Below are 24936 nucleotides of genomic sequence, written 5' to 3'. Positions count from 1 at the left end.
TCGTGCTTTAAACGGGTTACGGCGACGTGTCGGCTCGTTTACCGGCAAGCGGCCGGAATGGCAATAGCGCATTTACTTTCGCCGGTCGGCGGCCTTGTGTCGACGACGCAAACATTTAGATAAAGCTGGCTAACTGGGATTTCTAATGGAAACGTTCCTGTCGGATGGCGTCGAGATAGCCTATGTGGATTTCGAGCCCCTAACGGAAGACCGTGAAGAACCGATCGTTCTCGTGCACGGATTCGCCTCGACCCATGCCGTGAACTGGCTCTTCGTGCAATGGGTCAAGACGCTGACCGAGGATGGCCGCCGGGTCATTGTCCTGGACAATCGCGGGCATGGTCAATCCGCCAAGCTGTACGATCCGGCGGCTTACAGTCTCGATCTGATGGCCGCGGATGTCGCGCATCTGCTCGACCATCTGTCGATCTCGCGCGCCGACGTCATGGGCTATTCGCTCGGGGGACGCATCGCGACGGTGCTCGCGCTGAATGCGCCCGAGCGCGTGCGCTCCCTGATCCTCGGCGGCATCGGTGAAAATCTCATCCAGGACTCGGGACTTCCGCGCGGCCTCGCCGAAGCGATGGAGGCTGAGCGCATCGAGGACATCGACGATTCGATGCTGAAGATCTTCCGCGGCTTCGCCGAAGCCAACCGCGGCGATCTCGCGGCGCTCGCCGCCTGCGTCCGCGGCGCCCGCAAGGCCCTGCAGCCCGAGCTGCTCGCGCGGATCGCCGCCCCCGTGCTGATTTGCGTCGGCACGCGCGACGACGTGGCTGGCGATCCGCATCCGCTGGCGGCGTTCTTCCCCAACGCCCGCGTCGTCGATATTCCTGGACGCGACCACAACCGGGCGGTGGGCGACCGGATCTACAAGCAGGCGGTGCTGGAATTCCTCGAGACTCGGCCTTAAGCCGCCGGGGCGGCGGCCGCGTGCCATTGTCGACGCGGTCCGCTATATAATCGCCCGACAATGGAGGGGCGGATGGGCGCCGAAACGCGCGAACAGGGCGCGACAATCATCGACTTCGCCAAGAGCGATCCGCTCTTCGCGCGGCTGCGCGCCGAGGCGGAGGACATTCTGCGGCGCGAGCCCGAACTCGGCGGATTCCTGCATCCGGCGATCCTGTCGCAGAACGGCGTCGCGGGCGTCGTCGCGCATCGCGTGGCGCAGCGGCTCGACCGGCCGGAAGCCCCCTATATCGCCATCCGTCAGGCGTTCGAAGAATGCGTGGCGCGCGAACCGGGAATGGTCGAAGCGTTCCGCGCCGACATTCTCGCCGTCCTCGAGCGCGATCCGGCCTGCACGCGGCTGATCGAGCCGGCGCTGTATTTCAAAGGCTTCCACGCGCTGCAGACCTACCGGCTGGCGCATTGGCTCTGGAAGAACGGCCGCAGCGACTTCGCCCTCATTCTGCAAAGCCTCTCGTCGCAGACCTTCCAGGTCGACATCCATCCCACCGCCGTGATCGGCAAGAGCGTCTTCATCGACCATGCGACCGGCGTCGTCATCGGCGCGACGAGCGTCGTCGAAGACGAAGTCTCGATGCTGCACAATGTCACGCTCGGCGGCACCGGCAAGGCGCGCGGCGACCGCCATCCCAAGGTCAGGCGCGGCGTGCTGATCGGCGCCGGCGCGAAAATCCTCGGCAATATCGAAATCGGCCGCTGCGCCATGATCGCCGCGGGCTCGGTGGTGCTCGACCCGGTGCCTGCCAACAAGACCGTCGCCGGCGTGCCGGCCCGCATCGTCGGCGACGCGCGCTGCGCCGAGCCGGCGCTTGCCATGGATCAGATGCTGGCCTATCTCGACGCCGGCATGTGAGACGGGGTTGACCTTGAGCAAATTTCTAACCGGCCTGGCGCTCGTCGTCGTTGCGGCCTCGCTGCTTTCCACGCGCGCCGCGACGGCCGCGGGCTGGCATTACTACGACCCGGAATGTCCGATCGAATTGGGCGGCGGTGAACTTGGCGGCAAGTCGATGAAATTCGTCGCCATGCAGCCGAAGAAGAACATCGACCGGGAATGCGTCGCGCTGCCCGACGTCGGCCCGAGCGTCATCGTGCTCGACGCCGCCGACAATGAATTGCGCGATATGAACTGGGACATCCGCATTCTGCGCAGCAATGGGCCGAACGGCGACGCCGACCCCGACGCTGACGCCGTCGGCCGCCTGCCGGTGCAGAAGTTTCGCAACGGCATGGTCAATTTCGACCACAATTTCAAAGACGCCGGCAATTACGTGCTTTACGCCAAGCTCACGGCCGACGACGGCGCGAAGAGTTTTGAAGGCAGGCACAACTTCTCGGTCGGACTCGTCACCGACGAAGAATTCTATCTCTATATCGCCTTCGGCGCGTTCGTCGTCGTCGTCGGCGGCGTCGCCTTCACGCTCTGGCGCCAGGGCAAGCTCGGATTCAAGATTCCGGATTTTTCGAAGACGGATTGAGCGCGCTTCATTCGGCGCACATGTTCCTGCATTACCGCGCCGGAACTATCAAGTAGATGGCGATGCATCATAAGAAGATCTTGCTTTCCGCCATCGCGCTCGGCGCGACGCTGCAAGGCGCCGCGGCTTTCGCCCGCGACCTTAAGAGTTGCAAGGAGCCGGCGGCGGGCTCGAACGAAGCGCCCCTGATTTCTCCGCCGCGCGGCAATGTCGTGACCGGGACAGGACGGCTGCAATTCTACTCGGCGCCGAGCGTCCGCTGCGCGATGAGGGGCGTTTTTGTCGTGCCGGGCGACAGTTTGGTCTCCTATGCCGAAACGGACGACGGCTGGGTCTCCGTCATGTACGTCAGCCCCAAAAACAGCGTCACAGGCTGGGTGCGCGGCGATCGCCTGCGCGACACGGGCACGATGGGGCCGGCGCAGTAGCGCTACCGCGCGAACTCTTGTTTTTCACGCGGGTTTGCGTCGCGTCGTCCGCATTGAGCATAACATGTACGCCAACAGATTGGCCGAGCCCGGCGCAGCCGCCGACTTTCGTCACCCGAACCGATTATTTCGCGGAAACCCTCGCGGCGGCAGTCGTCCCGCTTCGGCGCGATGGCCGATCCAGTCCTTGAGTTCCGCCTTGCCGATGGTGAAGACGCGCCCCGAAGAGTCGATCCACGTCAGCCCCTCCGTCAGCGTAAAGACTTTCGCGTCCGACACGCCGCCGTCCTTGTAGCGCTGCATGCGCACGCCCTTGCCGCGCGCCATGCGCGGCGCTTCGCTCAAGGGAAAGGCCAGCAGCTTCCGGTTCTCGCCGATGATCGCGACATGATCGCCACTCGCCTGCGTCACGATCTTTAATCTCGACGGCGGATCGACGGTGAGCACGGCGCGTCCCTTGCGCGTTGCGGACAACAGATCGTCCGCGCTCACAACGAAGCCGCGCCCGTCATTCGTCACCAGCAGCAGCGCGGCGCCCGCCTCATGCGGCAAAACGGCGACGACGTCGGCGCCTTCCTCGATGTCGGCGAAGAGCCGGATCGGTTCGCCATGCCCGCGCCCGCCGGGAAGTTTTGAGGCGTCGAGCGTATAGGCCTTGCCGTTCGACGCGAGCGCCAGGATCTTCGACGTCGTCTGCGCGAAGAAGGAGGCGCCGAGTTCGTCGTCGCCCTTGAACTGCAGGGTCGAGAGATCCTGCACATGGCCTTTCAGGGCGCGGATCCAGCCCTTGTTCGAGACCACGACGGTGACCGGCTCGCGCTCGATCATCGCCTCGGCGAGGTCGAGGTCGATCGCCTCGGGCGCGTCCTCGAAGGTCGTGCGCCTTTTGCCGATCGGCGTCTGCGGACCGTAGGATTTCTTCAGCTCGCGCACCTGCCAGGCGATGGTCTTCCACTGCTTGGCCTCGTCGGCGAGCAGCGCCTCGATGTCCTTGCGCTCGTCGGAGAGCTCTTTGAGCTCCTTGCGCAGCTCCATCTCTTCAAGCCGGCGCAAGGCGCGCAGCCGTGTGTCGAGAATGTAGTCGACCTGCAGATCGGTCAGCTTGAACGTCTTTTTCAGCTCCGCCTTCGCGTCGTCCTCTTCGCGGATGATGCGGATCACCTCGTCGAGATTGAGGAAGACGACGACCATGCCTTCCAATTGCTCGATGCGCCGGACGATCGCGGCGAGGCGATGGCGCGAGCGGCGTTGCAGAACGACGCGGCGATGGTCGAGCCATTGCCGCAGCGCCTCGTCAAGCGAAACGACGCGCGGCGTCACGCCGTCGACGAGCACATTCATGTTCATCGTGAAACGCGTTTCGAGCTCGGAGAGCTTGAACAGCGTCTCCATCATCAAGGCCGGGTCGACCGTGCGCGAACGCGGCTCGAAGACGATGCGCACATCCTCCGCCGATTCGTCGCGCACGTCGGCGACGAGCGGCAGTTTGCGCTCGGCGATGAGCTCGGCGAGCCGTTCGATGAGCCGCGACTTCTGCACGCCGTAAGGGATTTCGGTGACGACGGCGACCCACCCGCCGCGCGGCAGCTCCTCCTTCGTCCAGCGCGAGCGCAAACGGAACGAGCCGCGGCCCGTGCGATAGGTCTCGACGATCTCGTCGCGCTTGTCGACGACGATGCCGCCGGTCGGGAAATCGGGCCCCTGCACGAAGGTCAGCAGCTGCTCGGCGGTCGCCTTGCGGTGGGAGATGAGATAGAGCGCGGCGTCGCAGAGCTCGGCGAGATTATGCGGCGGGATCGAGGTCGCCATGCCGACGGCGATCCCCTGCGCGCCATTGGCGAGCATATTCGGCAGCGCCGAAGGCAACACCACCGGCTCCTGCTCCTCGCCCGAATAGTTCGGGATGAAGTCGATCGCGTCTTCGTCGATGCCTTCAAGCAGGAGGCGGGCGACCGCCGTCATCCGCGCTTCGGTGTAGCGATAGGCGGCGGCCGAATCGCCATCGACATTGCCGAAATTGCCCTGCCCGTCGACGAGCGGATAGCGGGAGGAGAAATCCTGGGCGAGGCGCACCAGCGCGTCATAGATCGCCTGATCGCCATGCGGGTGGAACGAGCCCATCACGTCGCCGACGATCTTTGCGCATTTCTTGAACGGCGCGCCGGGATCGAGGCGAAGAATATGCATGCCGTAAAGAATGCGGCGGTGCACGGGCTTCAGCCCGTCGCGGACGTCGGGCAGCGCGCGACCGGTGATCGTCGACAGCGCGTAACGCAGATAACGCTCCTCGAGCGCCTCGCGCAGATCGACCGGCGCGATCACGCTAACGTCGCCTGCGCCCTTGCCTTTTCCCGTACCCGCGCCGCCTTTTTGCGCCATGTCCAAAACCCGATGTCTGCCTTCGCGATCCGTCCTATGACCGCCGGCGCCTCGGCGCAAGCGAATGATCCCGAGGCCGCCCGTCGACGATGAAAGGGCGCCGCCGAGGCGCCGGAGGCGTTTTGTGCGGACTGTTGCAAATAAGTTCTTGCAACCGCCACGCTTCGTCCATTAGAAGCCTGAGCAGGCGGATCGGCGCAGTCCAATTTTCGCCGGTTTTCCGCGGCTTTCAAGACATGGCGTCCATGAAGAAACTGCTTCTGCTGCTCACCGCCGCGCTCTTCGTCACATCCGCCTCGCTCGCTTTGGACAGGTCGCAGACGACCGGCGCCGGCCCGACGATCGTCGCGCGAGACCGCGCGCTGCAAGCGCCCGACGCCGACGAGGATATGCAGGCGCTCTGCCGCGAAGTGCTTGTCGACGTCGACCAGGGCTACGGCGTCAGCAGCCACGAGTCGCGCTACATCTGCGGCGGCAAGCGTCGCTAGCCGAACCTCCGACCGTCTTACGCCGCTTGTCTCAAGCCGCGCGCGAAATTGCGCCGACGTAAAGTTCGCGCGCCTCGGGCAGCGCGACGCCGCGCGGCGCGAGCACGTCGCGCGTCAGGAAATAGCCGGTCAGTCGGAACGCAGCGATGAGATCGCCCTGCGCCGCCGCGCCGCTCTCATGCTTCAAGAAATCCGGATAGGGCAACAGCCTGTCGCGCCATGGCGCGCCAGCGGCGCGACTCACCGCGCGTCCCGATTTCGGCGACACATAGGCGAGATCGTCCTGCGCCCCGGTCAGCGCGCAGGCGTGAAGATCGAGCCCGAAGCCGAGCGCGCCGAGCAGCGCGAGCTCGAATCGCGCCATCATCGTCGCCGCGCCGTCCGAGTCGCGCGCGTCGCCGAGTTGCGACGCGAGCGCGTCGGCCAGTTCGAACAATTCCTCATGAGGATCGCGCTCCGGCAGCAGACGCAGAAGCGCGCAAAGCGCGGCGACGCCGTGAAGCGCCGCGGCGCGGTCGAGGAAATAGGCGGCGCGGGCGGCGAGCGGCTCGATCGTCAGGGCGCCGAGATGCTCCTCGAGACGCGCCCGCCACTGCGCGGCGACGAGATTGCCGGGCTGCAGAATCGGACGAAGCCGGCGCGAGCGGCCGCCGCGCACCAGACCGAGGTGGCGGCCATGCGCGCGCGTCATCAGCTCCAGAATGACAGAGGTCTCGCCATGCCGGCGCGCGCCGATGACGAGGCCGTCGTCCCGCCAATCCATCGCTTCAGCCCGCCTTGCTACAAATCTCCGAGCGTCAGGTCGGCCCTATATTCCGCGTCCTCGACCTCCTTGGTCAACGCCTGACCGCAGATGACGCGGCCGTTTGCGGAATCATAGGTCAAAGCGGGCGAACCGTAGAGCGTCCAGCCGCGGCTCAGCGCCTGTGTGACGCGATGGCAGAAGGCGACGTCGTCCGGCCCGGTCAGATAGCGATAGGCGGTGAAGCGTTTTGAAGGTTGGGTCATGTCGGCGCCCCGGCTCCGACGCAGTCGTCGCAGTGATGAGCAAAAGGGAGAGAATCGACGAACGGCTACGCTTGCCGCTTTGAATACTACCCGCCTTTCGGAAACTCCAGTCGCATTTCACGGTAGCGCTCCGGGTCCTCCGCCCAGTTCTCGCGCACCTTCACGAACAGGAAGAGATGCACAGGCTGTTCGGCGGCCTCGGCGATTTCCCTGCGCGCCGCCTGGCCGATCGCCTTGATGGTGCGGCCGCCTTCGCCGATGACGATCTTCTTCTGGCTGTCGCGCGCGACATAGATCGTCTGCTCGATGCGCGCCGAGCCGTCCTTCTGATTGGTCCAGGACTCGGTTTCGACGGTCGATTGATACGGCAGTTCGTCGTGCAGCCGCTCGTAGATCTGCTCCCGGGTGATCTCGGCGGCGAGCAGCCGCAGCGGCGCGTCCGAGAGCTGATCCTCCGGATAGAGCCAGGGCGAAGGCTTCATGCGCTGCGCGAGCGCCTTGCGCAGATCGTCGACCCCGTCGCCGTTCAGCGCCGAAATCATGAAGGTCTCGTCGAATTTCTCGCGCGCGTTGAGCGTCTGCGCCAGCGTGAGCAGCTTTTCGCGCGGAATGAGGTCGATCTTGTTCAGCACGAGAAGCTTCGGCGCCCTGGCCTGCTGAAGCTGCGTCAATATCGCTTCGACCTCTTCGTCGAGGCCGCGGCGCGAATCGACGAGCAGCGCAATGACGTCGGCGTCGGCCGCGCCGGACAGCGCGCTGGCGACCATGGCGCGATCGAGCCGCCGCTTGGGCTTGAAGATGCCGGGCGTGTCGACGAGGATGATCTGCGCCGCGCCTGCGATGGCGATGCCGCGAACGAGCGCCCGGGTCGTCTGCGCCTTGCGCGACACGATCGAGACCTTGGCGCCGACCAGCTGGTTGAGCAGCGTCGACTTGCCGGCGTTTGGCGCGCCGACAAGCGCCGCAAAGCCGCAGCGAGGCTCCTCTTGCGCCGTTGCCTCATGCTCCGGTTCGTCTTGCGCCGGTTCGTCCGCGCCGCTCACGTCTCGCTCCTTCCTGCGCCCTCGCGCGCCAGAAACGCCGCCGCGGCGGACTGTTCGGCCACGCGTTTGGAGGCCCCCGATCCCGGCGTCGCCTCGAAACCTCTCACATCCACGGCGACCTCAAAGAAGGGCGCATGGTCGGGCCCGCTCCGCGCGACGAGCTGGTAGCGAGGCGCCGGGAGGCCCCGCGCCTGCGCCCATTCCTGCAGGGCCGTCTTCGCGTCGCGCAAATCCTGGCCGCTCGCCGACATGCGATCGCCGAAGGCCTTGCGCACGACGCGTTCGGCGGCAGCCGCGCCCCCGTCGAGAAAGGCCGCGCCGATGATCGCCTCGCACATATCGCCCAGCAAGGCGCGTTTGCCGCGTCCGCCGGTCTGGGCCTCGCCCTCCCCGAGCCGCATCGCGGGACCGACGCCCCATTCCTCGGCCACCTCGGCGCAGGTCTCCTTGCGCACCAGCGCGGCGAGGCGACGCGACAGCTCGCCTTCGCTCTCATTCGGGAAGGCGTCGTAGAGCATGTGGGCGACGGCGAGGCCGAGCACGCGGTCGCCCAAAAACTCAAGCCGCTCATAGGATTCGCGCCGGGCGGGCGACGCGCTGACATGGGTCAGCGCCCGGGCGAGCAGCGCAGGATCGGCGAACTCATGCCCGATGCGCGCCTCGAGCGCTGCAAGCCCCCCGTCGCGGCCGCGGGTCATGTCGCACCCGTGCGTCGGATCAGTGGACGGGCCGAAACAGTCGGTCCCAACGCACCGACCATGGCCAGCGCCAGAAGGCGAGCGCCGATTCATCCTTCTTGACCGAGAAGAAGATGATTTCGGCGCGGCCGACGAGATTGACGAAAGGCACATAGCCGACGCCGCCTTCTTCCGGCGCGAAGCGCGAATCGGTCGAATTGTCGCGATTGTCGCCCATCATGAAGTAATTGTTCGGCGGGACGACGAAGAGATCGGTGTTGTCCTTATAGCCGTGGTCGCCTTCGATCTCGATGATCGTATGTTCGACCGCCGGATGGTCGCCGTCTCCAGGCAGCGTTTCCTTATAGGTCGTCACGGGGACGTCCCGGCCCTCGCGATTTTCGGTCACCGCCTTCTCGATCGGCTCGCGCGGCACCATGACGCCATTGATGTACAGGCGGCCGTCGATGATCTGGATGCGGTCGCCCGGAAGGCCGATGACGCGCTTGATATAGTCCGTCTCGTTGTCGCGCGGCAGCTTGAACACGACGACGTCGCCGCGGTTCGGGGGCGACGCCAGAATTCGGCCGGAGAATATGTCGGGGCCGAAGGGCATCGAATAATTCGAATAGCCATAAGCGTATTTCGAGACGAAAACATAATCGCCGATCAGCAGCGTCGGGATCATCGACCCGGAAGGAATGTTGAACGGCTGAAACAGCAGCGTGCGGATGACGAGCGCGATCGCCAGCGCCTCGAGGATGACCTTTATGGTTTCTAGAAAACCGCCCTCTTCGCGTTTTCGCGCCACCGGAACGTTCCTGCTCAAGCCGACTCACTCCTCATGCGTTTGGGCGGCGTCGGCCCGCCCGGCCGCCCGGCTTACCACGCCACAGCTTCCATGAGAACCTACGCGCCGCCAAAGGTTAGCGCCGCGCCGGCGTCAAATGGATGACCGTCCGTCATTTTAGACGCGCCCCGCGGGCGGCTGGCCGTTCATCGGGGATTAACGCTAACGGCGCGGCCGTCGCTTGAGAATTCGCCCGCGGCGGCGGGTTCAGCGCGCCGGCGCCCTGCCCTGGACCATCGCCTCCCGCATCCGCCGGATCGCCTCCGCGAGCCCGACAAAGATCGCCTCGCCGATCAGGAAATGACCGATATTGAGTTCGACGATTTGCGGCAGCGTCGCCACGCGGCGCGCCGTGTCATAGTCGAGTCCGTGCCCGGCGTGAATTTCGAGACCGCGCGCGGCACCATAGGCGGCCGCTTCCGCGACGCGCGCGAATTCCGCCTCCGCCCGGGCCGTATCGCCAACCTCGACGGCGTGGCACCAGGCGCCGGTATGGAGTTCGACGACCGGCGCCTTGATCGAGACGGCGGCGTCCAGCGCCTCGGCCGAGGGCTCGATGAACAGCGACACGCGCACGCCCTCGCGCGTCAGCTCATCGACGTAAGGCAGGAGGTAGTCGTGCTGGCCGACGACGTCGAGGCCGCCTTCGGTCGTGCGCTCGGTGCGCTTTTCCGGCACCAGACAGACGGCGTGCGGCGCCGTCGCGAGGGCGATGTCGAGCATCTGCTCGGTCGCCGCCATTTCGAAATTGAGCGGCTTCGATATCCCCGCCCTCAGCCGCGCCATGTCCGCGTCGGCGATGTGGCGCCGGTCTTCGCGCAGATGCGCGGTAATGCCGTCGGCGCCGGCCTCGATGGCGAGCAGCGCGGCGCGAAGCGGATCAGGCCGCGGACCGCCGCGCGCGTTGCGGACGGTCGCGACATGGTCGACATTGACGCCAAGGCGAAGGGGCGGCGGGATCATTGCGCTCCTATAGCGCGCAGACGGACGCTTTGTCATTGGCCGTGAGGACGGCGCAGCGGCTCAATGAGCAATTTCAGTCAGGAAGTCAGCGATTGCGCTTGATACGATGAAAGGATGGAGAACAGGACAAGTCGAAAGGCGCCAGACTACTATGCCCGACGCATCAATCGCGTGCTGGATTACATCGACCGGCGTCTCGATGACGAACTCACCGTCGACGCGCTGAGCGCTGTCGCGAACTTTTCAAAATTCCACTTCCACCGGCAATTTTCACAACACTGTGGAATTAGCGTCTCGCGCTATATTCAATTCATGAGGCTCAAAAGAGCCGCCTACCGACTGGTTTTCAATCCGACCGCGCCGATTATCGATGTCGCCCTGGATTCCGGGTTTGAAAATCCCGAGTCCTTTTCCCGCGCCTTTAAAGCCGCATTTGGCCAAACGCCCCGTGCGTTCCGCAAGACGCCGAACTGGGCGGCATGGAGCGAACGATCCCGCATGAGGCTCCCGCCCGACGAAAGGACCAAAGAAATGGACGTGAAGATCATCAACGTCGCACCCATACTGGTTGCGACGCTCGAACACCGTGGCGCGCCGGCGCTGCTCAATGAATCGGTGCAACGCTTCATCGCCTGGCGAAAGTCGTCCGGACTTTCTCCCGTCAGCCGATGCGAGACCTACGGGGTGCCGTATAATGACCCCAATGCGACCCCTCCGGAGGAATTTCGCTTCGACATCTGCGGAGCCGTGACCGAAGCGATCCCCGCCAATGAGCACAGCGTCATTACGAAAACGATTCCCGGCGGGCGCTGCGCCATGACGGTCCATGTCGGTTCTCGTGATCGGATCGACGAGAGCGTTTATGCGCTCTATCGACATTGGCTACCTGAATCCGGAGAGGAACTCCGGAATTTTCCGGTCTATTTTCATTATTTGAACCTCGATCACGATACGCCTGAACATCAGCATTTGACCGAGATCCATTTGCCGCTGAAATAGGGTCGGGCGGCTGGCCGTGACGCTGGCATCACCCTAGCCTGCCGTCAGTTTAGCGCACGTCTACCCGATCATCCTCTCGACCTTGCTGACCAGCGGGCTTGATCGCAGGCGCGTGACGACGCCGTTGAGATGTTTCAAATCCGCGACTTCAAGATCGAAGGTCATCTCGCGGAAATCGGGCGATTGCGCCTTGAACTGGATGTTGTCGATATTGGCGCCGGTCTCGCCGATGAGCGTCGCCAGCGCGCCCAGCGAACCTGGCTCATTGATCGCCATGACCACGATGCGGGCGGGAAACAGCGCCGAAGACCCGGCCTCGATATCCCAGCGCACGTCGAGCCAGCGTTCGGGCTGGTCGTCGAAGGCGGTCAGCGACGGCGACTGAATCGGATAGATGGTGATGCCCTCGCCCGGCGTGAAAATGCCGACGATGCGGTCGCCCGGCACCGCGCCGCCCTCGGAGGCGAAGCTGACCGGCGCGTCGCCGCGCAATCCGCGGATCGGAATGGCGCCGCCGCCGTCCTTCGCGCCCGGCGCCTTGAAGACGACATTGGCGTTCGCCTTGACGCCGAACCATCCCGGTTCGCCCGGACCGATGGGCGTCGGCGCCGCTTTGCGCTCCTCGCTGAAATCCGGATAGACCGCCTTGACGACGTCTCCGGAATAGATTTCGCCCCGGCCCACGGCGGCGAGCGCGTCCTCGACCGACGGCTGCGCAAGCCGCATGAGCGCCGACTTCAGCATGTCCTCGCTCCAGACGCGGCCGGCGCGCTCAAAAGCGCGTTCGACGATCTGTCGGCCAAGCCCGGCATATTGCTGGCGCACGGCGTCGCGCGTGGCGCGCCGGATCGCGGCGCGCGCCTTGCCGGTCGCCACCGCCGCCTCCCAGGCGGCCGGCGGCACATGCCCCTCGGCGCGGATGATCTCGACCTCGTCGCCATTCTTCAGCTGCGACAGCACCGGCGCGACGCGCCCGTTGATCTTCGCGCCAACGGCTGAATCGCCGAGCTTCGTATGCACGGCGTAGGCGAAATCGATCGGCGTCGCGCCGCGCGGCAGCGCGATCAGTCCGCCCTTGGGCGTGAAGCAGAACACCTGATCCTGAAACAGTTCGAGGCGCGTGTGTTCGAGAAATTCCTCGGGGCTGTCGCCATGCGCGAGCAGATCGAGCGTTTCCTGCAGCCAGCGGAAGGCGCGGCTCTCCTTGGCGAGCTCTTCGCGGCCCTGGACGCCGACCGCGTCCTTGTAAAGCGCATGGGCGGCGATGCCGAAGCGCGCGATCTCATGCATTTCGGCGGTGCGAATCTGAAGTTCGACGCGCTGATGGCCCGGGCCGATCACCGTCGTATGGATCGATCGATAGTCGTTCTGTTTCGGCGTCGAGATGTAATCCTTGAACCGGCCGGGGACGTTCGGCCATTTCGAATGCACGACGCCCAGCGCGCGATAGCAGTCCTCGACGGTCCCGACGATGATCCGAAAGCCGAAAATGTCGGATAGCTGCTCGAAGGAGACGGACTTGCGCTCCATCTTGCGCCACACCGAATAGGGCGTCTTCTGCCGTCCGGTGACCGCCGCGGTGATGCCGCGCGCCGCGAATTCCCTGGTGAGTTCGTCTTCGATGCGCTTGATGATGCGCCCGTTCTTGGCGCGCAGCTCATGCAGGCGCTGTTCGATCGTCTGATGCGCTTCCGGCATCAGATGCCGGAAGGCCAGCCCCTCCAGCTCCTCGCGCAGGCGCTGCATGCCCATGCGGCCGGCGAGCGGCGCGTAGATGTCGAGCGTCTCCTGGGCGATGCGGGCGCGCTTGTCCAGCGGGACGAAATGCAGCGTGCGCATGTTGTGCAGACGGTCGGCGAGCTTCACGAGAAGCACGCGCACGTCCTCGGCGACGGCGAGCAGCAGCTTGCGGAAATTCTCGCCCTGACGCGCCTGTTTGGTGACGAGATCCAGCTTCTCGATCTTGGTCAGGCCCTCGACGAGTCTGCCGATCTGCTCGCCGAACAGCCGGTCGATTTCTTCCCGCGTGGCGTCGGTGTCTTCGAGCGTGTCATGCAGCACGGCCGCGACGATCGTCGCGTCGTCGAGCTTCAGATCGGTGAGGATCGCCGCGACTTCGAGCGGATGGGAAAAATAGGGGTCGCCGGAGGCGCGGGTTTGCGCCCCGTGCGCCCGCATCGCGTAGACATAGGCCCGGTTTAACAGATCCTCGTCGACGCGCGGATTATACTTCCGCACGCGTTCGACAAGCTCGTACTGACGCATCATGCGCTTAGCGCCGAAGAATGGTTAGCGCTCCAGCGCGCCCGCCGCCTCATGCGTGGTGTCCATGCATAAGGCGAAGCGCGCGACGCCGGAACGGCGGACGTGTGGCGCGAGAATAGCGCAGGCGGGCCGGACTGACCAACAGCGACGCGGCGCCATGGCGCGACTTTGGCGGAAACCTGTCCGGCGGCCGAAGTTCGCCGGCGTCTCGCCGATCGTCTCCGGCGGAGCCTATTCCGCTTCGTCTTCGACCTCTGCGGGAGGCACAAGCCCCTCGAGGCCCCGCAGCAAATCCTCTTCGGTCATACGGTCGAACTGCGCCTCGCCTTCCAAATCGCCGCCGGCCGCGGGCGTCAAAGCGGGCGCCGCTTCGGCCTCCGGCTCGTCGACTTCAACGTGCCGTTGCAGCGAATGGATGAAATCCTCGGACAGATCTTCCGGAGCGAGGGCCGTCTCAGCAATTTCGCGGAGGGCGACGACCGGGTTCTTGTCGCGGTCGCGGTCGACGAGGATCGGCTGACCCGACGAAATGTTTCGCGCCCGATGCGCCGCGAGAAGGACGAGGTCGAAGCGATTTTCGATTTTGTCGATGCAATCTTCGACGGTGACGCGCGCCATCTGCTGTCAAGCTCCATTCGGGTTCTGGAATGGGGCTGATACGCCAATCATCGAAAATAGGCAATAATCTCTTGGCGCTAGACGCGACAGGGATCGTTCTCGACGCTGCTTTCAGGAACATTTTCAAGAAAATGCCCAATGCTCGACACGCAAAAATGCGTAGTTCCTCTTGACGCTGTGACAGGGAGAGGCGATGTATTCGCAAGAGATGCGTGCGGCGCTTTTTCAAAATGGCTGCTGAATAGCCCGGCGGATGCAGCGAGAACGGCGCAATCGCCATTGCCTGTTTGGGCGCCGGACCGTGAAACGATTAAGCGAAACGCCGAACTGCGGGTTGACGGCGTTAGCCGGGAACGCCCTTTTTTAACACTGTAACCCGACCGTGAGACCGAGATGGCAGATATCGAACGAATTGCGTTGTTCATTGACGGCGCGAACCTCTACGCGACCGCGAAATCGCTCGGATTCGATATTGATTATAAGCGCTTGCTCCGTGAGTTTCAGGGCAAGGGCCGTCTCATTCGCGCGTTCTACTATACTGCCTTGATAGAGGATCAGGAGTATTCGTCGATCCGCCCGCTGATCGATTGGCTGGATTACAACGGCTATGCGGTCGTGACCAAGCCGACCAAGGAATTCGTGGATTCGCTCGGACGCCGCAAAGTCAAAGGCAATATGGACATTGAACTCGCCGTCGACGCGATGGAGATGGCCGAGCACATCGATCACATGGTTCTGTTCTCGGGAGACGGCGACTTCCGGTCGCTGGTCGAAGCCGTGCAGCGGCGCGGCGTCCGGGTCTCCGTGATCTCGACGATCACCACCCAACCGCCGATGATCGCTGACGAATTGCGTCGCCAAGCCGACGAATTCATCGACCTGATCCACCTCGTCGGCAAGATCGGCCGCGATCCCGGCGAGCGCGCCGAGCGCATGCAGCGCTATCAGGAGCGTCGTCCGGCGCCGCAGGCGGCGCACGCCGAAGACGAAGGCGAGTGACGGCCGATCCGCGAACAATCCTTCGAAAAACAATCCTTCGAAAATTGGCGTCCGATCGGACGCCGATTTTTTAGGTCGGCCAAATGATTTGGGTCGGCCAAGTGATAGGTCGGCGAAGCCATTTCTCAGCCAAATGATTTAAGTCAGCCAAGTCGACAGCGCGGTCAGCCGCGCGCGCGGAGCAGCCGACCTTTTTCCCGACTCCAGTCGCGCTTCTTTTCGACGTCCCGCTTGTCGTGCAGCTTCTTGCCCTTGGCCAGGGCGAGTTGAAGCTTGGCGCGCCCCTTGGCGTTGAAATAGAGCTTCAGCGGCACGATCGTCATGCCCTCGCGCTCGACGGCCTGCGACAGCTTTGCGAGTTCTCGCGATTTCAGCAGAAGTTTGCGCGGCCGTTTCGGCGTATGGTTGAAGCGGTTGCCCGCGAGATATTCCGGGATATTGGCGTTGACGAGCCATGCCTCGCCCTGACGATCCACATGCGCGTAGCTTTCGGCGATCGTCGCCTTGCCGGTGCGCAAGGACTTCACCTCGGTGCCCGTCAGCGCCAGTCCAGCCTCGAAAGTTTCGCCGATTTCATAATTGTAGCGCGCCTTCCGGTTATCGGCGACGACCTTGAAATTCGGCTCCGGCTTTACGGCCACTGGCGTTCCCCGAAGCGTTTAAATGTGAGACGCGGAGCTGGATTAGCCGGCCAGCACGCCAGCATGAACCATCGCCGCGCGTATGCGGTCCTTGGTCGGCTGCGTGCAGGGCACGAGAGGCAGACGCACCTCCTCCCCGACCTTGCCGAGAAGCGACAGGCCGTATTTCGCCCCGGTGACGCCGGCCTCGAGAAAAGTCGCGACATGCAGCGGCGTCAGCCTGTCCTGGATCTCCAGAGCCTTGGCGAAATCGCCGGCGAAACAGGCTTTTTGCAAATCGGAGCAAAGCCGCGGCGCGATATTGGCGACGACCGAGATGCAGCCATGCGCGCCCGCCGCCATGCAGGCGAGCGCCGTCAGATCGTCGCCCGAAAGCTGAATGAAGTCGGGCCCCATCGCTTGGCGCTGGAGAGAAATGCGGCCGATATTGCCGGTGGCGTCCTTCACGCCGACGACGTTCTTGAGCTCCGCGCAGCGCTTCATCGTCTCGACGCTCATGTCGATGACCGACCGCGGCGGAATATTGTAGATGATGATCGGAATCGAAACGGCGTCGTTGATCGCCTTGAAGTGCAGATAGAGCCCCTCCTGATTGGGCTTGTTGTAGTAGGGCGTGACGATCAGGAGCCCGTCGGCGCCGGCGCGCTCGGCATGGCCGGCGATGGCGATCGCTTCGCGCGTATTGTTGGAGCCCGCGCCGGCGATCACCGGCGCCCGTCCGCGCGCGGCGCGGACCGTCTCGGTGATGACGCGGCCATGCTCCTCATGGCTCAGCGTCGGACTTTCGCCCGTAGTGCCGACTGGAACGAGGCCATGCGTTCCATTCTCGATTTGCCAATCGATCAGCGCGCGCAGGGCGTCATAGTCGACTTCTCCATGGGAAAACGGCGTGACCAGGGCCGTTATCGACCCATGAAAAATCGGCTTTCCACTCATAGAATCAATGCTTTCCCAGCGCCTCAGAGCCGCCGTATTCGTGTCGCTAAGATTGGTCGCCCTTCATAGCCGCTGGGCTGCGTTCAGGAAAGCCCCACGCTATAATGGGAGGCTGCCGGAAGCCGAAACATAGTCGGCGCGAAGTTGACTCTTCGTAAACCAATTGAGCGCAGCTTTTTTTACCCTAGCAGGGAAACGCGCTGATGATGTTGCCTCGACGCGTCGCGACTCGCTTCAAACTGATGATCGGCATCGCCGCCCTGGCGATCGCGGTGCCCGCTTTCACGGGCTTTGATCGTCTCGGCGACGGCGAGGCGCGGCGCAAAACCGCATGGCGGTGGACGCCCTCAGTCCCGTTCAGCCTCGGCGCGTGGCGCTCGCGGGTCGGCTCGCTGCAGGAGGCGGTTCACAAATTCGTCGAGCGCGGCCACCACGCCGAGGACGAGGCGGCGCACCCAGTGGACAATGCGCTCTTCGCAGTTGATGAGGAGTCGCTGCCGCCGATCGTCGCCCATGCGCAGAGCTGGATCAATGTCGCCGAGTCGACGGATCTCGCTTCGATGCTTGGCGACGACACTGACGCCTTCATTCAAGCCGTCGCCGCCTATAAAGCCGGCGATTTCATACATGGCGACGAGGCTGCGTCCCGCGTGCGGGCGACCGTATCCGAGGCCGCCGCGCGCTGGGTCGGCCTGCGGCTTCACGCGCGCGAAGCCGGCTTCAAGCGCATCGCCGCGTTTCTCAAAGCCCACCCGGACTGGCCTGCCGGAGATTGGCTGCGCCGTCGCGGCGAACTGGCGCTCGTCGCCGAGCGCCAGCCCGACAAGGTCGCGCTGGCCTTTTTCGCCGAAACGCAGCCGCTCACCGCCTCCGGCAAATATGCGCTGGCGCGGGCGATCGCGCGCGAAGGCGATTTCGAATCGGCGGCGGCGATCGCGCGCGACGCTTGGCGCAATGATAACCTCGGACAGGGATTCGACACGACCTTCAACAAGGAGTTCGGCGAGTTCCTGACGCCGGCCGATCACAAGTTCCGCGCAGACCGTCTGCTCTACGCCGGCAAGAGCTCGCTCGCCTTGCGCAGCGCCGAACTCGCCGGCAAGGACGTCGTGCTGCTCGCCCGCGCGCGCATCTCGGGCGCCGACAAGGCGGCGGCGTCTTTGCCGCCAAATCTGCAGAACGACCCGGGATTGCTCTACGGGCGCGTGCACAAGCTGCGGAAGGCCAATAAATTCGCAGAGGCGGGCGCGCTGCTGCGGAAGGCGCCGCAGGCGCCCGAAGTCGTGGTCGACGGCGACGCCTGGTGGGAGGAGCGGCGCATTGTCGCGCGCAAACTGCTCGACCAGGGAGATCCGCAGACCGCCTATCTTCTGTGCGCGCAGCACGCCGCCGAAAAAACCAGCAGAAAGGTCGACGCGGAGTTCAATGCCGGCTGGATCGCCCTGCGCTTTCTGAACGAACCGACCAAGGCCGAGCACCACTTCAAGCGTCTGGCGGAAATCGCCGAAACGCCGCTGCAGCAATCCCGCGCCCTGTACTGGCTGGGCCGCACGGCGGAAGCGGAGAACGATTCACAGGCGCGCAGTTTCTACCGCCAGGCGGCCACGCATTCGACGACCTTCTACGGACAGCTCGCCAATGCGCGTCTCGGCGCCGACGACAACCCGATCCGGCCTGCGCCAGCCGCTGCGTCTGGCGACAACCGCAACGAAGCGGTTCGGGCGGCGGAGATGCTGTTCGCGCTCGGCGAAAGAGACGTGGCCGCGCCGCTTGCGCTCGAAGGCGCTCGGAATTTGTCGGACGAACGGCAGGTCGCGGCGCTCGGCGAAGTCGTCGCGCGTCAAGGCGACGCCAAACTCTCGCTCATTTACGGCAAGGCCGCCTCCTACAGGGGGATCGCGCTCGACGACGTCGCCTTCCCCGCTTACGGCGTTCCGGACTTCGACGCGCTGCCGGGCTCAGCGTCGCGGTCGATCGTCTTCGCGGTCGCGCGCCAGGAAAGCGCCTTCGACCCCAAGGCCGTCTCGTCCGCCGGCGCCATGGGGCTGATGCAGATGATCGCCTCAACGGCGCGGCACACGGCCTCCATGCGCGGCGTCAGCTTCGACATGTCGCGGATGCTCAACGATCCGCCCTTCAACGCCCAGCTCGGCGCGGCGCATCTCGGCATTCTGCTCGGCGAATATCGCGGCGCTTATCTCCTCACCTTCGCCGCATACAACGCCGGCGGGGGACGGGTGAAGCAATGGATCGACGCCTATGGCGACCCGCGCAAGGCCAATGTCGATCCGATCGACTGGGTCGAGCGGATTCCGATCACCGAAACGCGCAACTATGTGCAGCGGGTGATGGAGAATTTCGTCGTCTATCGCGCGAAGTTCGACGACAATGCGACGCGGCGGCCGCAGGTCGATCTGGCGCGCGCCGGCGACACATTGTGATCTGAGCCCCTAGCAGGGAAATCGGTTGTGATAGCCGAGCAGCGCGCCCAGCGGCTCGGCGTGGCGCAGTTCCGTCAGCGGCTCGGCGAAATATTGCGTGCTGCCCGAGTAGGGATAGCCGAAATCGCAGCCTGACGTCTGAGTGACCCTCGACGACATGAACACGAGCTCGAGCGTCGCGACGAAAAAGCGCCTGTTGCCGATGGCGATGCGCGTCCAGCTCGGATCGTCGCGCAGGATTTTCACGTCGGTCCCGGCCGGCGCCGTCCCGATTGCGGCGTAACGCTGCTCGGGACCCGCGCGCAGCACCGCAGGATAGGCGAGCGTCAGACTGATCGCCGACGCCTGCTGGCCGCAGGCAAGCGCGGCGTAAAGAACCAAGGCCAGTGCCGACCGACGACGCATGTCGAATTCCCGGTTTGATGTGCGCTCGCGCAAATCCCCAGACGCGAAACCTAGCCTAGAAGATATTCCCTCCGGCTCCAATCGGGGTCGGCCAAATTATGCGTGGACGGGCGGCATGAAGAACAACGCGGCGCGGCGCGAGACGCGCGGGTCTCGACTCGATCAAGGCGCGCGGCCTATGCTGAGGATGAGCCGCGACGCGCCTTTTCCGGCGAATCGCCGGCAGGCATACGGTGCGCTCATGCGGCGGATCGCGTTCTCTCTTGTCGCTGCGTCTGCGGTTTTTTTCGCCCAGCCGCTGTGGCGCGCCACGCAGAACGCCATCGCCGAAACGAGAGCCGGCAAGAACTTCCTCAAATTTGCGCCGGGCGAATTGCCGGCGGATCGCGACGCCGCCAGTCTCCTGACCGTTCCTGCGCCGGGCCGCTATTCGATCCGCGCGAAGAGTCCATCGGGCGCGCGCATTGAACTCGTCGACATGATCGCCGGCCCGCTCGATTCGAGCGGCGCGCCCGGTCTGCGCGACGGACGCATCGACGCGCTGCTCGATAAGGGCGTCTACAAGCTGCGGGTTTCGGGCGTCAAAGGCGCAAGCGGCAAGATCGCGCTCTCCGCGCAGGGATTCTCGGAAGCGCAGGCGTCGAAGCCGACGCTGGCGCCGGGCCGCATTCAAAGCGGCGAACTGGGGGATCTGCAGCAACGCTCCTATGCGTTCGAGGTCGGCCGCGAGGGCCGCGTGAGCCTCGGGGCGATCGGACGCGCGCTGAGCGATTTGCGCGTCTGGCGCGGCGACGGCGAACTGGTCGATCTCGCCTTCGAGCAGGAAACGGTCGAAACCAAGCCCGGACGCGCCATGAACCGGATCCGTCTCGGCGGCGCGCTGGAGCCCGGGCGTTACCTCGTGACCGCCTATGGCGGCGAAAAGCTCGTCTGGTCGCAGGGCGACGCGGCGCAGCCCTTCATGCTGCAGCTCGAAGAGCCGACGCTGCTCGCGGCGGGCGTCGCCGAGGGCGTGATCGGCCCGTTCGGCGCGGCGCGTTTCGAGGCGCCGGCAAGCTATGACGCTTTCCGTCTCGACCTCGCGCAGGCGACGCCGGCGCGGCTTGACGCGCGGCGCAACGGATCCAGAGAGATCGCGACGATCTCCAAGAACAGCCGCACGCCTTCGGCAAATGTGAGGTTGTCGTCCGACGGCAGGACCAACGCGCGACTGGAGGTTTTCGGCTATGAGGGCCAGGCCTTCACGCTGCGCGGCCTGCGTCAGTCGAATCATGAGACATTCGAAGCGTCAGGACCTCATCTTGTCGGGGTCGACCTCGCCGGCGACGGCGGCGACGAAGCGCCCGCGACGGCGCTCTTCGCGCGGATCGAAAGCGACGGCAAGACGCGCGTCATCGCCTCGGATGCGCCGCGCATCGGCGCCGGACAGGCGTGGCGCGGGACATTCAATTTGTTCGGGCCAACGTCGATTCTCTTCGAGGCGACGCGCGATGGGCCGGTGGGGATTGTCGCCAAAGGCCTGAAGATCAACGCCTCGATCGAACCCGCGCTTGGCGCTCTGGCGCCCCGCGCCGACGGAAAAGACTCAACGCGCTACGATCTCCAGGCGGGCTACTATTTTCTCAACATAGCGCCGAAAGGCGACTCCGGCGGCGTTGTCGACATCACGCTCGGACCGCCCGGACTTTCTGTCTCCGCGCCTGCGACGCCCCCCTCGCGACCGAACATTTCCTTCGGGACGCAGACGCTCGACAAGAACGGCTCCTATCTCATCCTGACGAATGTCGCGCCGCAATTGCTGACCGGACCGCGCGTCGTTTCGCTTCCCGTCGAACTCGACAAGGCGCCGCTGGCGATCTGGCAGGATGCGGGCAAGGATATCGTATTGCCGGCGCGGCTCCCGAAGACCGGCACGGCCATTGCGCGCGATTCGCATGGCGCCGACGTCGCGCTGACGCTCGCCGACCAAAGGGAAGAAAACGAGCAGCGTCTCGCCACGATCAAGATCGGGACGACGGAGAAGCCACGCGCGCTCGGCCTCATCTTCGTTCCCGAGTCGGCGCCGGCGAACCCTGAAGAGTCGGGCAAGCCCGCGCCGGCGACGCTGTCCGCCGCCGTCGCGCGTCCAGCCTTCTTCGATCTCGCCCGCGACGAGACGAAACGCCTGCGTTTCGACGTGCCGCAAGGCGGACTCTACCGGGTCGAGACGCTGGGGCGCATGAAAACGGCGCTGCATGTCGGCGCCAATGTTTCGCCGCATCTTGGCGAAGGCGAAGCGAATGGGCCCGGCGCCAATGCGCTCGTAACGGCATTTCTGCGCGCCGGCGCCTATCGCGCAGCCGTCACCGCGAAGGATTCTTCCGGCCATCTTGGCCTCGCCGTGTCGCCAGCGACTCTCGCGCCGACGGCGAAACTCGTCGACGCCGGAATCGCGCGCGCAACGCTCGATTCCGGCAAGGGCGCGGTCGTGCCGATCGACATCACCGGCGACGGCGAATATCGCATCGAGCTTCTCGGCCTGAAGCAGAGGTGGCGCGCGCGACTCGAGGACGCCGATGGCTGGCCGCTCGCCGCCCCGGGCGAAATGCAGCGGCTGACGCGCAAATTTGACAAGGGCGCCTATCGGCTCGTCGTCATGCCGAGAGACGTCGAAGCCCGCATGACGGCGCGGCTGACGCCTGTCGTCGCCGCCAAGCCGCTGGACGGCCATGGTCCACATCCCCTGCCCTTCGGCAAAGCGCAGCGCCTGCAATGGCGCGAGCCGCAGGCGCGCGACGCGTCGCGGACGCCCGACGTCTGGCGCTTTTCGCTCGCTGGCGACGCGACAATCGATCTGTCGATCGGCGAGGGCATGGTCGGCGAGATCCTGAAGGGAGAGTCGGAAAGCGTCGGCAAAGTCGCTGCGGACAGGCCGTTCGCGTCGAAGCTGTCGGCGGGCGATTATCGCGTCGAGGCGCGCAGCCTCGCGCATGACGACCGTCTCGACTATGAGATTTCGCTCAACGCGCAGGAATTGCAGCCGGATGCGCCGCGCGCCGTCGAACCGCCGACGCGCGTCAATTTCTCTTTGGCGAAGGATAGCGTCGTCAATCTGGCGGGCTTCGGCGAGATCGAAACCATCGGCGCATTGAAGGACGAGAGGGGCGACGTCGTCGAGCGTCTGCAGCCGCGGGCCGACGACTGGAACGTCTCCCTGTCGCGGCGACTGCCCGCCGGGAATTACCGCCTTGAGCTTGAAACGCTTGGCGCCGAGCGGCGCGCGGCGCCGTCTGAAGAAGCGACGAGCGAGGAAAGCGAAGAGGCCTCCAATGACGATGGAGCCGCGGCGACTGAAGACGCGCCGCTGAAGGGCGTCGAATTGCTCCTGTCGCTGCTTGAGGAGAAGAATGACGGCGCTCTGCCGTTCTCGGGCGAAAAGACGCTGAGCGGCGCCGGCGCGCATATCCTTTCGCTGGCGCCGGCGTCAGCCGGACGTCTGGCGCTCGTCGCCGCGCGCTCGGACGGCGACGTCGCCATTTCGATCGAACGGCGCGGGTCTGACGGAAAATGGCGGTCGATCGGCATGGAGCGCGGTCGCGCGCCGGTCGCCGCATGGCCCGCCGCCGGCGACGCCGCATTGCGGGCGGTCGTCTGGGCGATCGGCGGCGACGCGCCGATAACGCTCTCTGCGCGCGCAATCGAAGGCCGTGCGCGCCGCCTTGGCGAGGTCGCCCTTGATCCGGTCGACGGCGTGGCCGGCGTCTGCGTCGCCAAGGTGACGACTCCCGACGCCACGCTCGTGACGCTCGCGACCCAGGCGGATCTCGCGGCCGGCTCGGTCGCCGGGAGCCTGCTGCGCGCGGCGGGCCCCGGACCGCTTGCGCCGCAGGCGCAGGAACTCTGGCTGATGAGTCGCGGCGATTGCGCGCCGCGCGTCGGCGTCGCCGCGTTCGATTGGCGGGGCGACGAGATTTCGCTCGACATCGGCGAAGGCGAGCGCGCGCATCTCGTTCCGCTCGCGCCCGCAGCCGGCAAATTGAGGTTGTGGCTGGCGCGTTCCGCCTTCGCCCAGCCGGCGCTTGACGGCGGACGCGGCGTCGGCGTGGCGAAGGGCGCCGCGCTGACGCTTGGCGGCGACGCCCCGCTCGCGCTTTGGAACGGAGAAGGAGGCGCGCCGATGCGCGTCGCGCTGGGCGCGATCGACGTCGAGACGCTGCCGACGACGAAAGGCGGCGCGCTGTTTTCCGGGATCGTCCCGCCGATGAGCGCGCTGCCCGTCGACATGGATGAAGCCGCCGGGCCGCTTGCGCTCGATCTTGCCGGAGGGCTCGCCGCCTTTACGCAGCCGCGCGTCGTCTTCGGCGACGGCGCCGCCACGTCGCGCATTCTGCACGGCGTCAAATCGCGCGCGCTTCTCGTCAATCTGACGCAGACGGCGGCGCCCGCCCGTATCGCCCGCGAGGCCGGCGAGAGTCGGCGACTCGACGCGACGCGCGCCTTCACGCGTTTCTTCCCTGCGTCGGGGCAAATTTCGCTGCCGCTCGACGCGCAGCTGAACGACAGGCTGGTCGTGAGCGGCGCGCAGGCGACGGTGATTTCGGCCAGCGGCCGGATCTCCCGCGGCGACGACATTGCGCTCGATGGCGCAGGCGAAGCGATCATCGATCACGGACCCGGGCTCGTCGCCTTCTGGATCGAACGGGCCGGCGCGACTCCCTGGCCCGCGCCTGCGGCCCGCGCGCTCAATCTGCCGCAGCGCGTCGCGCTCGAAGGCGCGGCGATGCGCTTCTCGGTCAAGAGCGACAAGCCCGTCCTGCTGAAAGCGTCGGGCGCCGCGCCGGCGATCGTCGGTTTCGCGCAGAATGGCAGGCGGGAGACGCTCGCCTTCGCCAATGGCGTCGATCTCAATCGCTATATGACCCCGGGTGAGGCGACGATCGACATTTACGCGCCCTACGACGGCGCGCTCTCCGGCGCGCTCGACGTTTCGACGCAGCCCGTCATCGAGGCGCATGAAGGCGTGAACGATGCGGTGGCGGTTTCGCCCGGCGCCAGCGCGCTGTTCAGCTTCGAGGCGAAGGAAGCGCGCGACGTCGGGCTTGGCGTGCGCGCCGAACCCGACCGCGTCAGCGCGCGGCTCACGGATGCGCAGGGCAAGACGCTCGGCGAAGGCGTCGCGCAGACGATGAAGCTTTCGCCCGGACGCTATTTCCTTGAGGCGCGGACGCCTGTCGACGCGGGCGCGACGACGGTTCGCGTCGCCATCGTCGGGCTGTCGCCGCCTGTGAATGCGCCGCCGGCGGAACTCGTCGCCGAGCTGCTCGACAAGGCCGGCATGAAGAAAAGCAAAGCGCAATGATTTCGAAA

21 protein-coding genes are annotated in these 24936 nt (G+C 65.3%); 9 read left to right on the top strand and 12 right to left on the bottom strand.

From position 1 onward, the window contains the following. The first annotated feature begins 145 nt into the window (after positions 1-145). The 4 genes from AB7F41_RS04735 (at position 146) to AB7F41_RS04720 (ending at position 2878) form a co-directional block, all read left to right on the top strand. Positions 146-913 (top strand): alpha/beta fold hydrolase, encoded by a 768-nt coding sequence (locus AB7F41_RS04735; RefSeq protein ID WP_428383495.1) that lies wholly within the window; start codon positions 146-148, stop codon positions 911-913. Positions 914-985: 72 nt separating this feature from the next. Continuing rightward, the gene (gene cysE, locus AB7F41_RS04730) at positions 986-1825 is read left to right on the top strand and encodes a serine O-acetyltransferase (RefSeq protein WP_428383497.1); all 840 of its coding nucleotides are present in this window, start codon (positions 986-988) and stop codon (positions 1823-1825) included. Between the two features lie 13 nt (positions 1826-1838). Continuing rightward, complete coding sequence (locus AB7F41_RS04725; RefSeq protein ID WP_428383499.1) at positions 1839-2450, top strand: hypothetical protein; 612 nt, start codon at positions 1839-1841, stop codon at positions 2448-2450. A 56-nt stretch (positions 2451-2506) separates the two neighbouring features. Then, positions 2507-2878 carry a hypothetical protein gene (locus AB7F41_RS04720; RefSeq protein ID WP_428383501.1) on the top strand — a complete coding sequence of 124 codons (372 nt, stop codon included), beginning with the start codon at positions 2507-2509 and terminating at the stop codon, positions 2876-2878. Between the two features lie 111 nt (positions 2879-2989). Here the strand turns inward: AB7F41_RS04720 and parC are convergent, their stop codons facing one another. Continuing rightward, complete coding sequence (parC, locus tag AB7F41_RS04715; protein ID WP_428383503.1) at positions 2990-5257, bottom strand: DNA topoisomerase IV subunit A; 2268 nt, start codon at positions 5255-5257, stop codon at positions 2990-2992. Between the two features lie 245 nt (positions 5258-5502). Between parC and AB7F41_RS04710 the strand changes: the two genes are divergently transcribed. Further along, entirely contained in the window at positions 5503-5745 is a 243-nt protein-coding gene (locus AB7F41_RS04710) for a hypothetical protein (RefSeq protein WP_428383505.1), read from the top strand. A 31-nt stretch (positions 5746-5776) separates the two neighbouring features. On the opposite strand, the gene recO is transcribed toward AB7F41_RS04710, so the two are convergent. The 6 genes from recO to AB7F41_RS04680 all read right to left on the bottom strand — a co-directional run bounded on the left by recO (position 5777) and on the right by AB7F41_RS04680 (position 10286). Next, on the bottom strand, positions 5777-6508 hold the full coding sequence (gene recO / locus AB7F41_RS04705; RefSeq protein ID WP_428383507.1) for a DNA repair protein RecO: 732 nt from the start codon (positions 6506-6508) through the stop codon (positions 5777-5779). A gap of 17 nt (positions 6509-6525) precedes the next feature. After that, the gene (locus tag AB7F41_RS04700) at positions 6526-6753 is read right to left on the bottom strand and encodes a DUF1737 domain-containing protein (RefSeq protein ID WP_428383509.1); all 228 of its coding nucleotides are present in this window, start codon (positions 6751-6753) and stop codon (positions 6526-6528) included. Positions 6754-6839: 86 nt separating this feature from the next. Continuing rightward, a complete protein-coding gene (gene era / locus AB7F41_RS04695) occupies positions 6840-7796 on the bottom strand; it encodes a GTPase Era (protein ID WP_428383511.1) in 957 nt (318 codons plus the stop codon). Continuing rightward, positions 7793-8494: a ribonuclease III gene (gene rnc, locus AB7F41_RS04690; RefSeq protein WP_428383513.1), complete on the bottom strand. Its 702-nt coding sequence runs from the start codon at positions 8492-8494 to the stop codon at positions 7793-7795. The genes era and rnc overlap by 4 nt, the downstream gene beginning before the upstream one ends. 19 nt (positions 8495-8513) lie before the next feature. After that, positions 8514-9284, bottom strand: a complete 771-nt coding sequence (gene lepB, locus AB7F41_RS04685; RefSeq protein ID WP_428383563.1) for a signal peptidase I — start codon at positions 9282-9284, stop codon at positions 8514-8516. Between the two features lie 246 nt (positions 9285-9530). Beyond that, positions 9531-10286, bottom strand: a complete 756-nt coding sequence (locus tag AB7F41_RS04680) for a pyridoxine 5'-phosphate synthase (RefSeq protein WP_428383514.1) — start codon at positions 10284-10286, stop codon at positions 9531-9533. A gap of 171 nt (positions 10287-10457) precedes the next feature. Between AB7F41_RS04680 and AB7F41_RS04675 the strand changes: the two genes are divergently transcribed. After that, entirely contained in the window at positions 10458-11285 is an 828-nt protein-coding gene (locus AB7F41_RS04675) for an AraC family transcriptional regulator (RefSeq protein ID WP_428406449.1), read from the top strand. Between the two features lie 60 nt (positions 11286-11345). Here the strand turns inward: AB7F41_RS04675 and AB7F41_RS04670 are convergent, their stop codons facing one another. Then, positions 11346-13553 (bottom strand): RelA/SpoT family protein, encoded by a 2208-nt coding sequence (locus AB7F41_RS04670; protein WP_428383518.1) that lies wholly within the window; start codon positions 13551-13553, stop codon positions 11346-11348. A 228-nt stretch (positions 13554-13781) separates the two neighbouring features. After that, positions 13782-14168, bottom strand: coding sequence for a DNA-directed RNA polymerase subunit omega (gene rpoZ, locus AB7F41_RS04665; protein WP_428383520.1), 387 nt, complete (start codon positions 14166-14168; stop codon positions 13782-13784). Positions 14169-14561: 393 nt separating this feature from the next. Here rpoZ and AB7F41_RS04660 point away from each other — a divergent pair, with 393 nt between their 5' ends. Continuing rightward, positions 14562-15167: an NYN domain-containing protein gene (locus tag AB7F41_RS04660; RefSeq protein WP_428383522.1), complete on the top strand. Its 606-nt coding sequence runs from the start codon at positions 14562-14564 to the stop codon at positions 15165-15167. Between the two features lie 164 nt (positions 15168-15331). Here the strand turns inward: AB7F41_RS04660 and smpB are convergent, their stop codons facing one another. Then, positions 15332-15808 carry an SsrA-binding protein SmpB gene (smpB, locus tag AB7F41_RS04655; protein ID WP_428383524.1) on the bottom strand — a complete coding sequence of 159 codons (477 nt, stop codon included), beginning with the start codon at positions 15806-15808 and terminating at the stop codon, positions 15332-15334. Between the two features lie 42 nt (positions 15809-15850). Then, positions 15851-16744, bottom strand: a complete 894-nt coding sequence (gene dapA / locus AB7F41_RS04650; RefSeq protein ID WP_428383525.1) for a 4-hydroxy-tetrahydrodipicolinate synthase — start codon at positions 16742-16744, stop codon at positions 15851-15853. A 203-nt stretch (positions 16745-16947) separates the two neighbouring features. On the opposite strand from dapA, the gene AB7F41_RS04645 reads away from it, so the two are divergent. Beyond that, positions 16948-19185 carry a transglycosylase SLT domain-containing protein gene (locus tag AB7F41_RS04645; RefSeq protein WP_428383527.1) on the top strand — a complete coding sequence of 746 codons (2238 nt, stop codon included), beginning with the start codon at positions 16948-16950 and terminating at the stop codon, positions 19183-19185. Positions 19186-19194: 9 nt separating this feature from the next. On the opposite strand, the gene AB7F41_RS04640 is transcribed toward AB7F41_RS04645, so the two are convergent. Further along, entirely contained in the window at positions 19195-19590 is a 396-nt protein-coding gene (locus tag AB7F41_RS04640; protein WP_428383528.1) for an SH3 domain-containing protein, read from the bottom strand. A 241-nt stretch (positions 19591-19831) separates the two neighbouring features. Here AB7F41_RS04640 and AB7F41_RS04635 point away from each other — a divergent pair, with 241 nt between their 5' ends. Further along, complete coding sequence (locus tag AB7F41_RS04635) at positions 19832-24928, top strand: hypothetical protein (RefSeq protein WP_428383529.1); 5097 nt, start codon at positions 19832-19834, stop codon at positions 24926-24928. Positions 24929-24936: the final 8 nt, after the last annotated feature.

Source organism: Methylocystis sp., from assembly GCF_050251305.1.
Lineage (GTDB): Bacteria > Pseudomonadota > Alphaproteobacteria > Rhizobiales > Beijerinckiaceae > Methylocystis.
This window is presented reverse-complemented; position numbering and strand designations above follow the sequence as displayed.

Coding starts and splice junctions, on each gene's coding strand:
- AB7F41_RS04735 (WP_428383495.1), top strand. CDS start 146: ATGGAAACGTTCCTGTCGGATGGCGTCGAGATAGCCTATGTGGATTTC.
- cysE (WP_428383497.1), top strand. CDS start 986: ATGGGCGCCGAAACGCGCGAACAGGGCGCGACAATCATCGACTTCGCC.
- AB7F41_RS04720 (WP_428383501.1), top strand. CDS start 2,507: ATGGCGATGCATCATAAGAAGATCTTGCTTTCCGCCATCGCGCTCGGC.
- parC (WP_428383503.1), bottom strand. CDS start 5,257: ATGGCGCAAAAAGGCGGCGCGGGTACGGGAAAAGGCAAGGGCGCAGGC.
- AB7F41_RS04710 (WP_428383505.1), top strand. CDS start 5,503: ATGAAGAAACTGCTTCTGCTGCTCACCGCCGCGCTCTTCGTCACATCC.
- recO (WP_428383507.1), bottom strand. CDS start 6,508: ATGGATTGGCGGGACGACGGCCTCGTCATCGGCGCGCGCCGGCATGGC.
- AB7F41_RS04700 (WP_428383509.1), bottom strand. CDS start 6,753: ATGACCCAACCTTCAAAACGCTTCACCGCCTATCGCTATCTGACCGGG.
- rnc (WP_428383513.1), bottom strand. CDS start 8,494: ATGACCCGCGGCCGCGACGGGGGGCTTGCAGCGCTCGAGGCGCGCATC.
- AB7F41_RS04680 (WP_428383514.1), bottom strand. CDS start 10,286: ATGATCCCGCCGCCCCTTCGCCTTGGCGTCAATGTCGACCATGTCGCG.
- AB7F41_RS04670 (WP_428383518.1), bottom strand. CDS start 13,553: ATGATGCGTCAGTACGAGCTTGTCGAACGCGTGCGGAAGTATAATCCG.
- rpoZ (WP_428383520.1), bottom strand. CDS start 14,168: ATGGCGCGCGTCACCGTCGAAGATTGCATCGACAAAATCGAAAATCGC.
- AB7F41_RS04660 (WP_428383522.1), top strand. CDS start 14,562: ATGGCAGATATCGAACGAATTGCGTTGTTCATTGACGGCGCGAACCTC.
- dapA (WP_428383525.1), bottom strand. CDS start 16,744: ATGAGTGGAAAGCCGATTTTTCATGGGTCGATAACGGCCCTGGTCACG.
- AB7F41_RS04645 (WP_428383527.1), top strand. CDS start 16,948: ATGATGTTGCCTCGACGCGTCGCGACTCGCTTCAAACTGATGATCGGC.
- AB7F41_RS04640 (WP_428383528.1), bottom strand. CDS start 19,590: ATGCGTCGTCGGTCGGCACTGGCCTTGGTTCTTTACGCCGCGCTTGCC.
- AB7F41_RS04635 (WP_428383529.1), top strand. CDS start 19,832: ATGCGGCGGATCGCGTTCTCTCTTGTCGCTGCGTCTGCGGTTTTTTTC.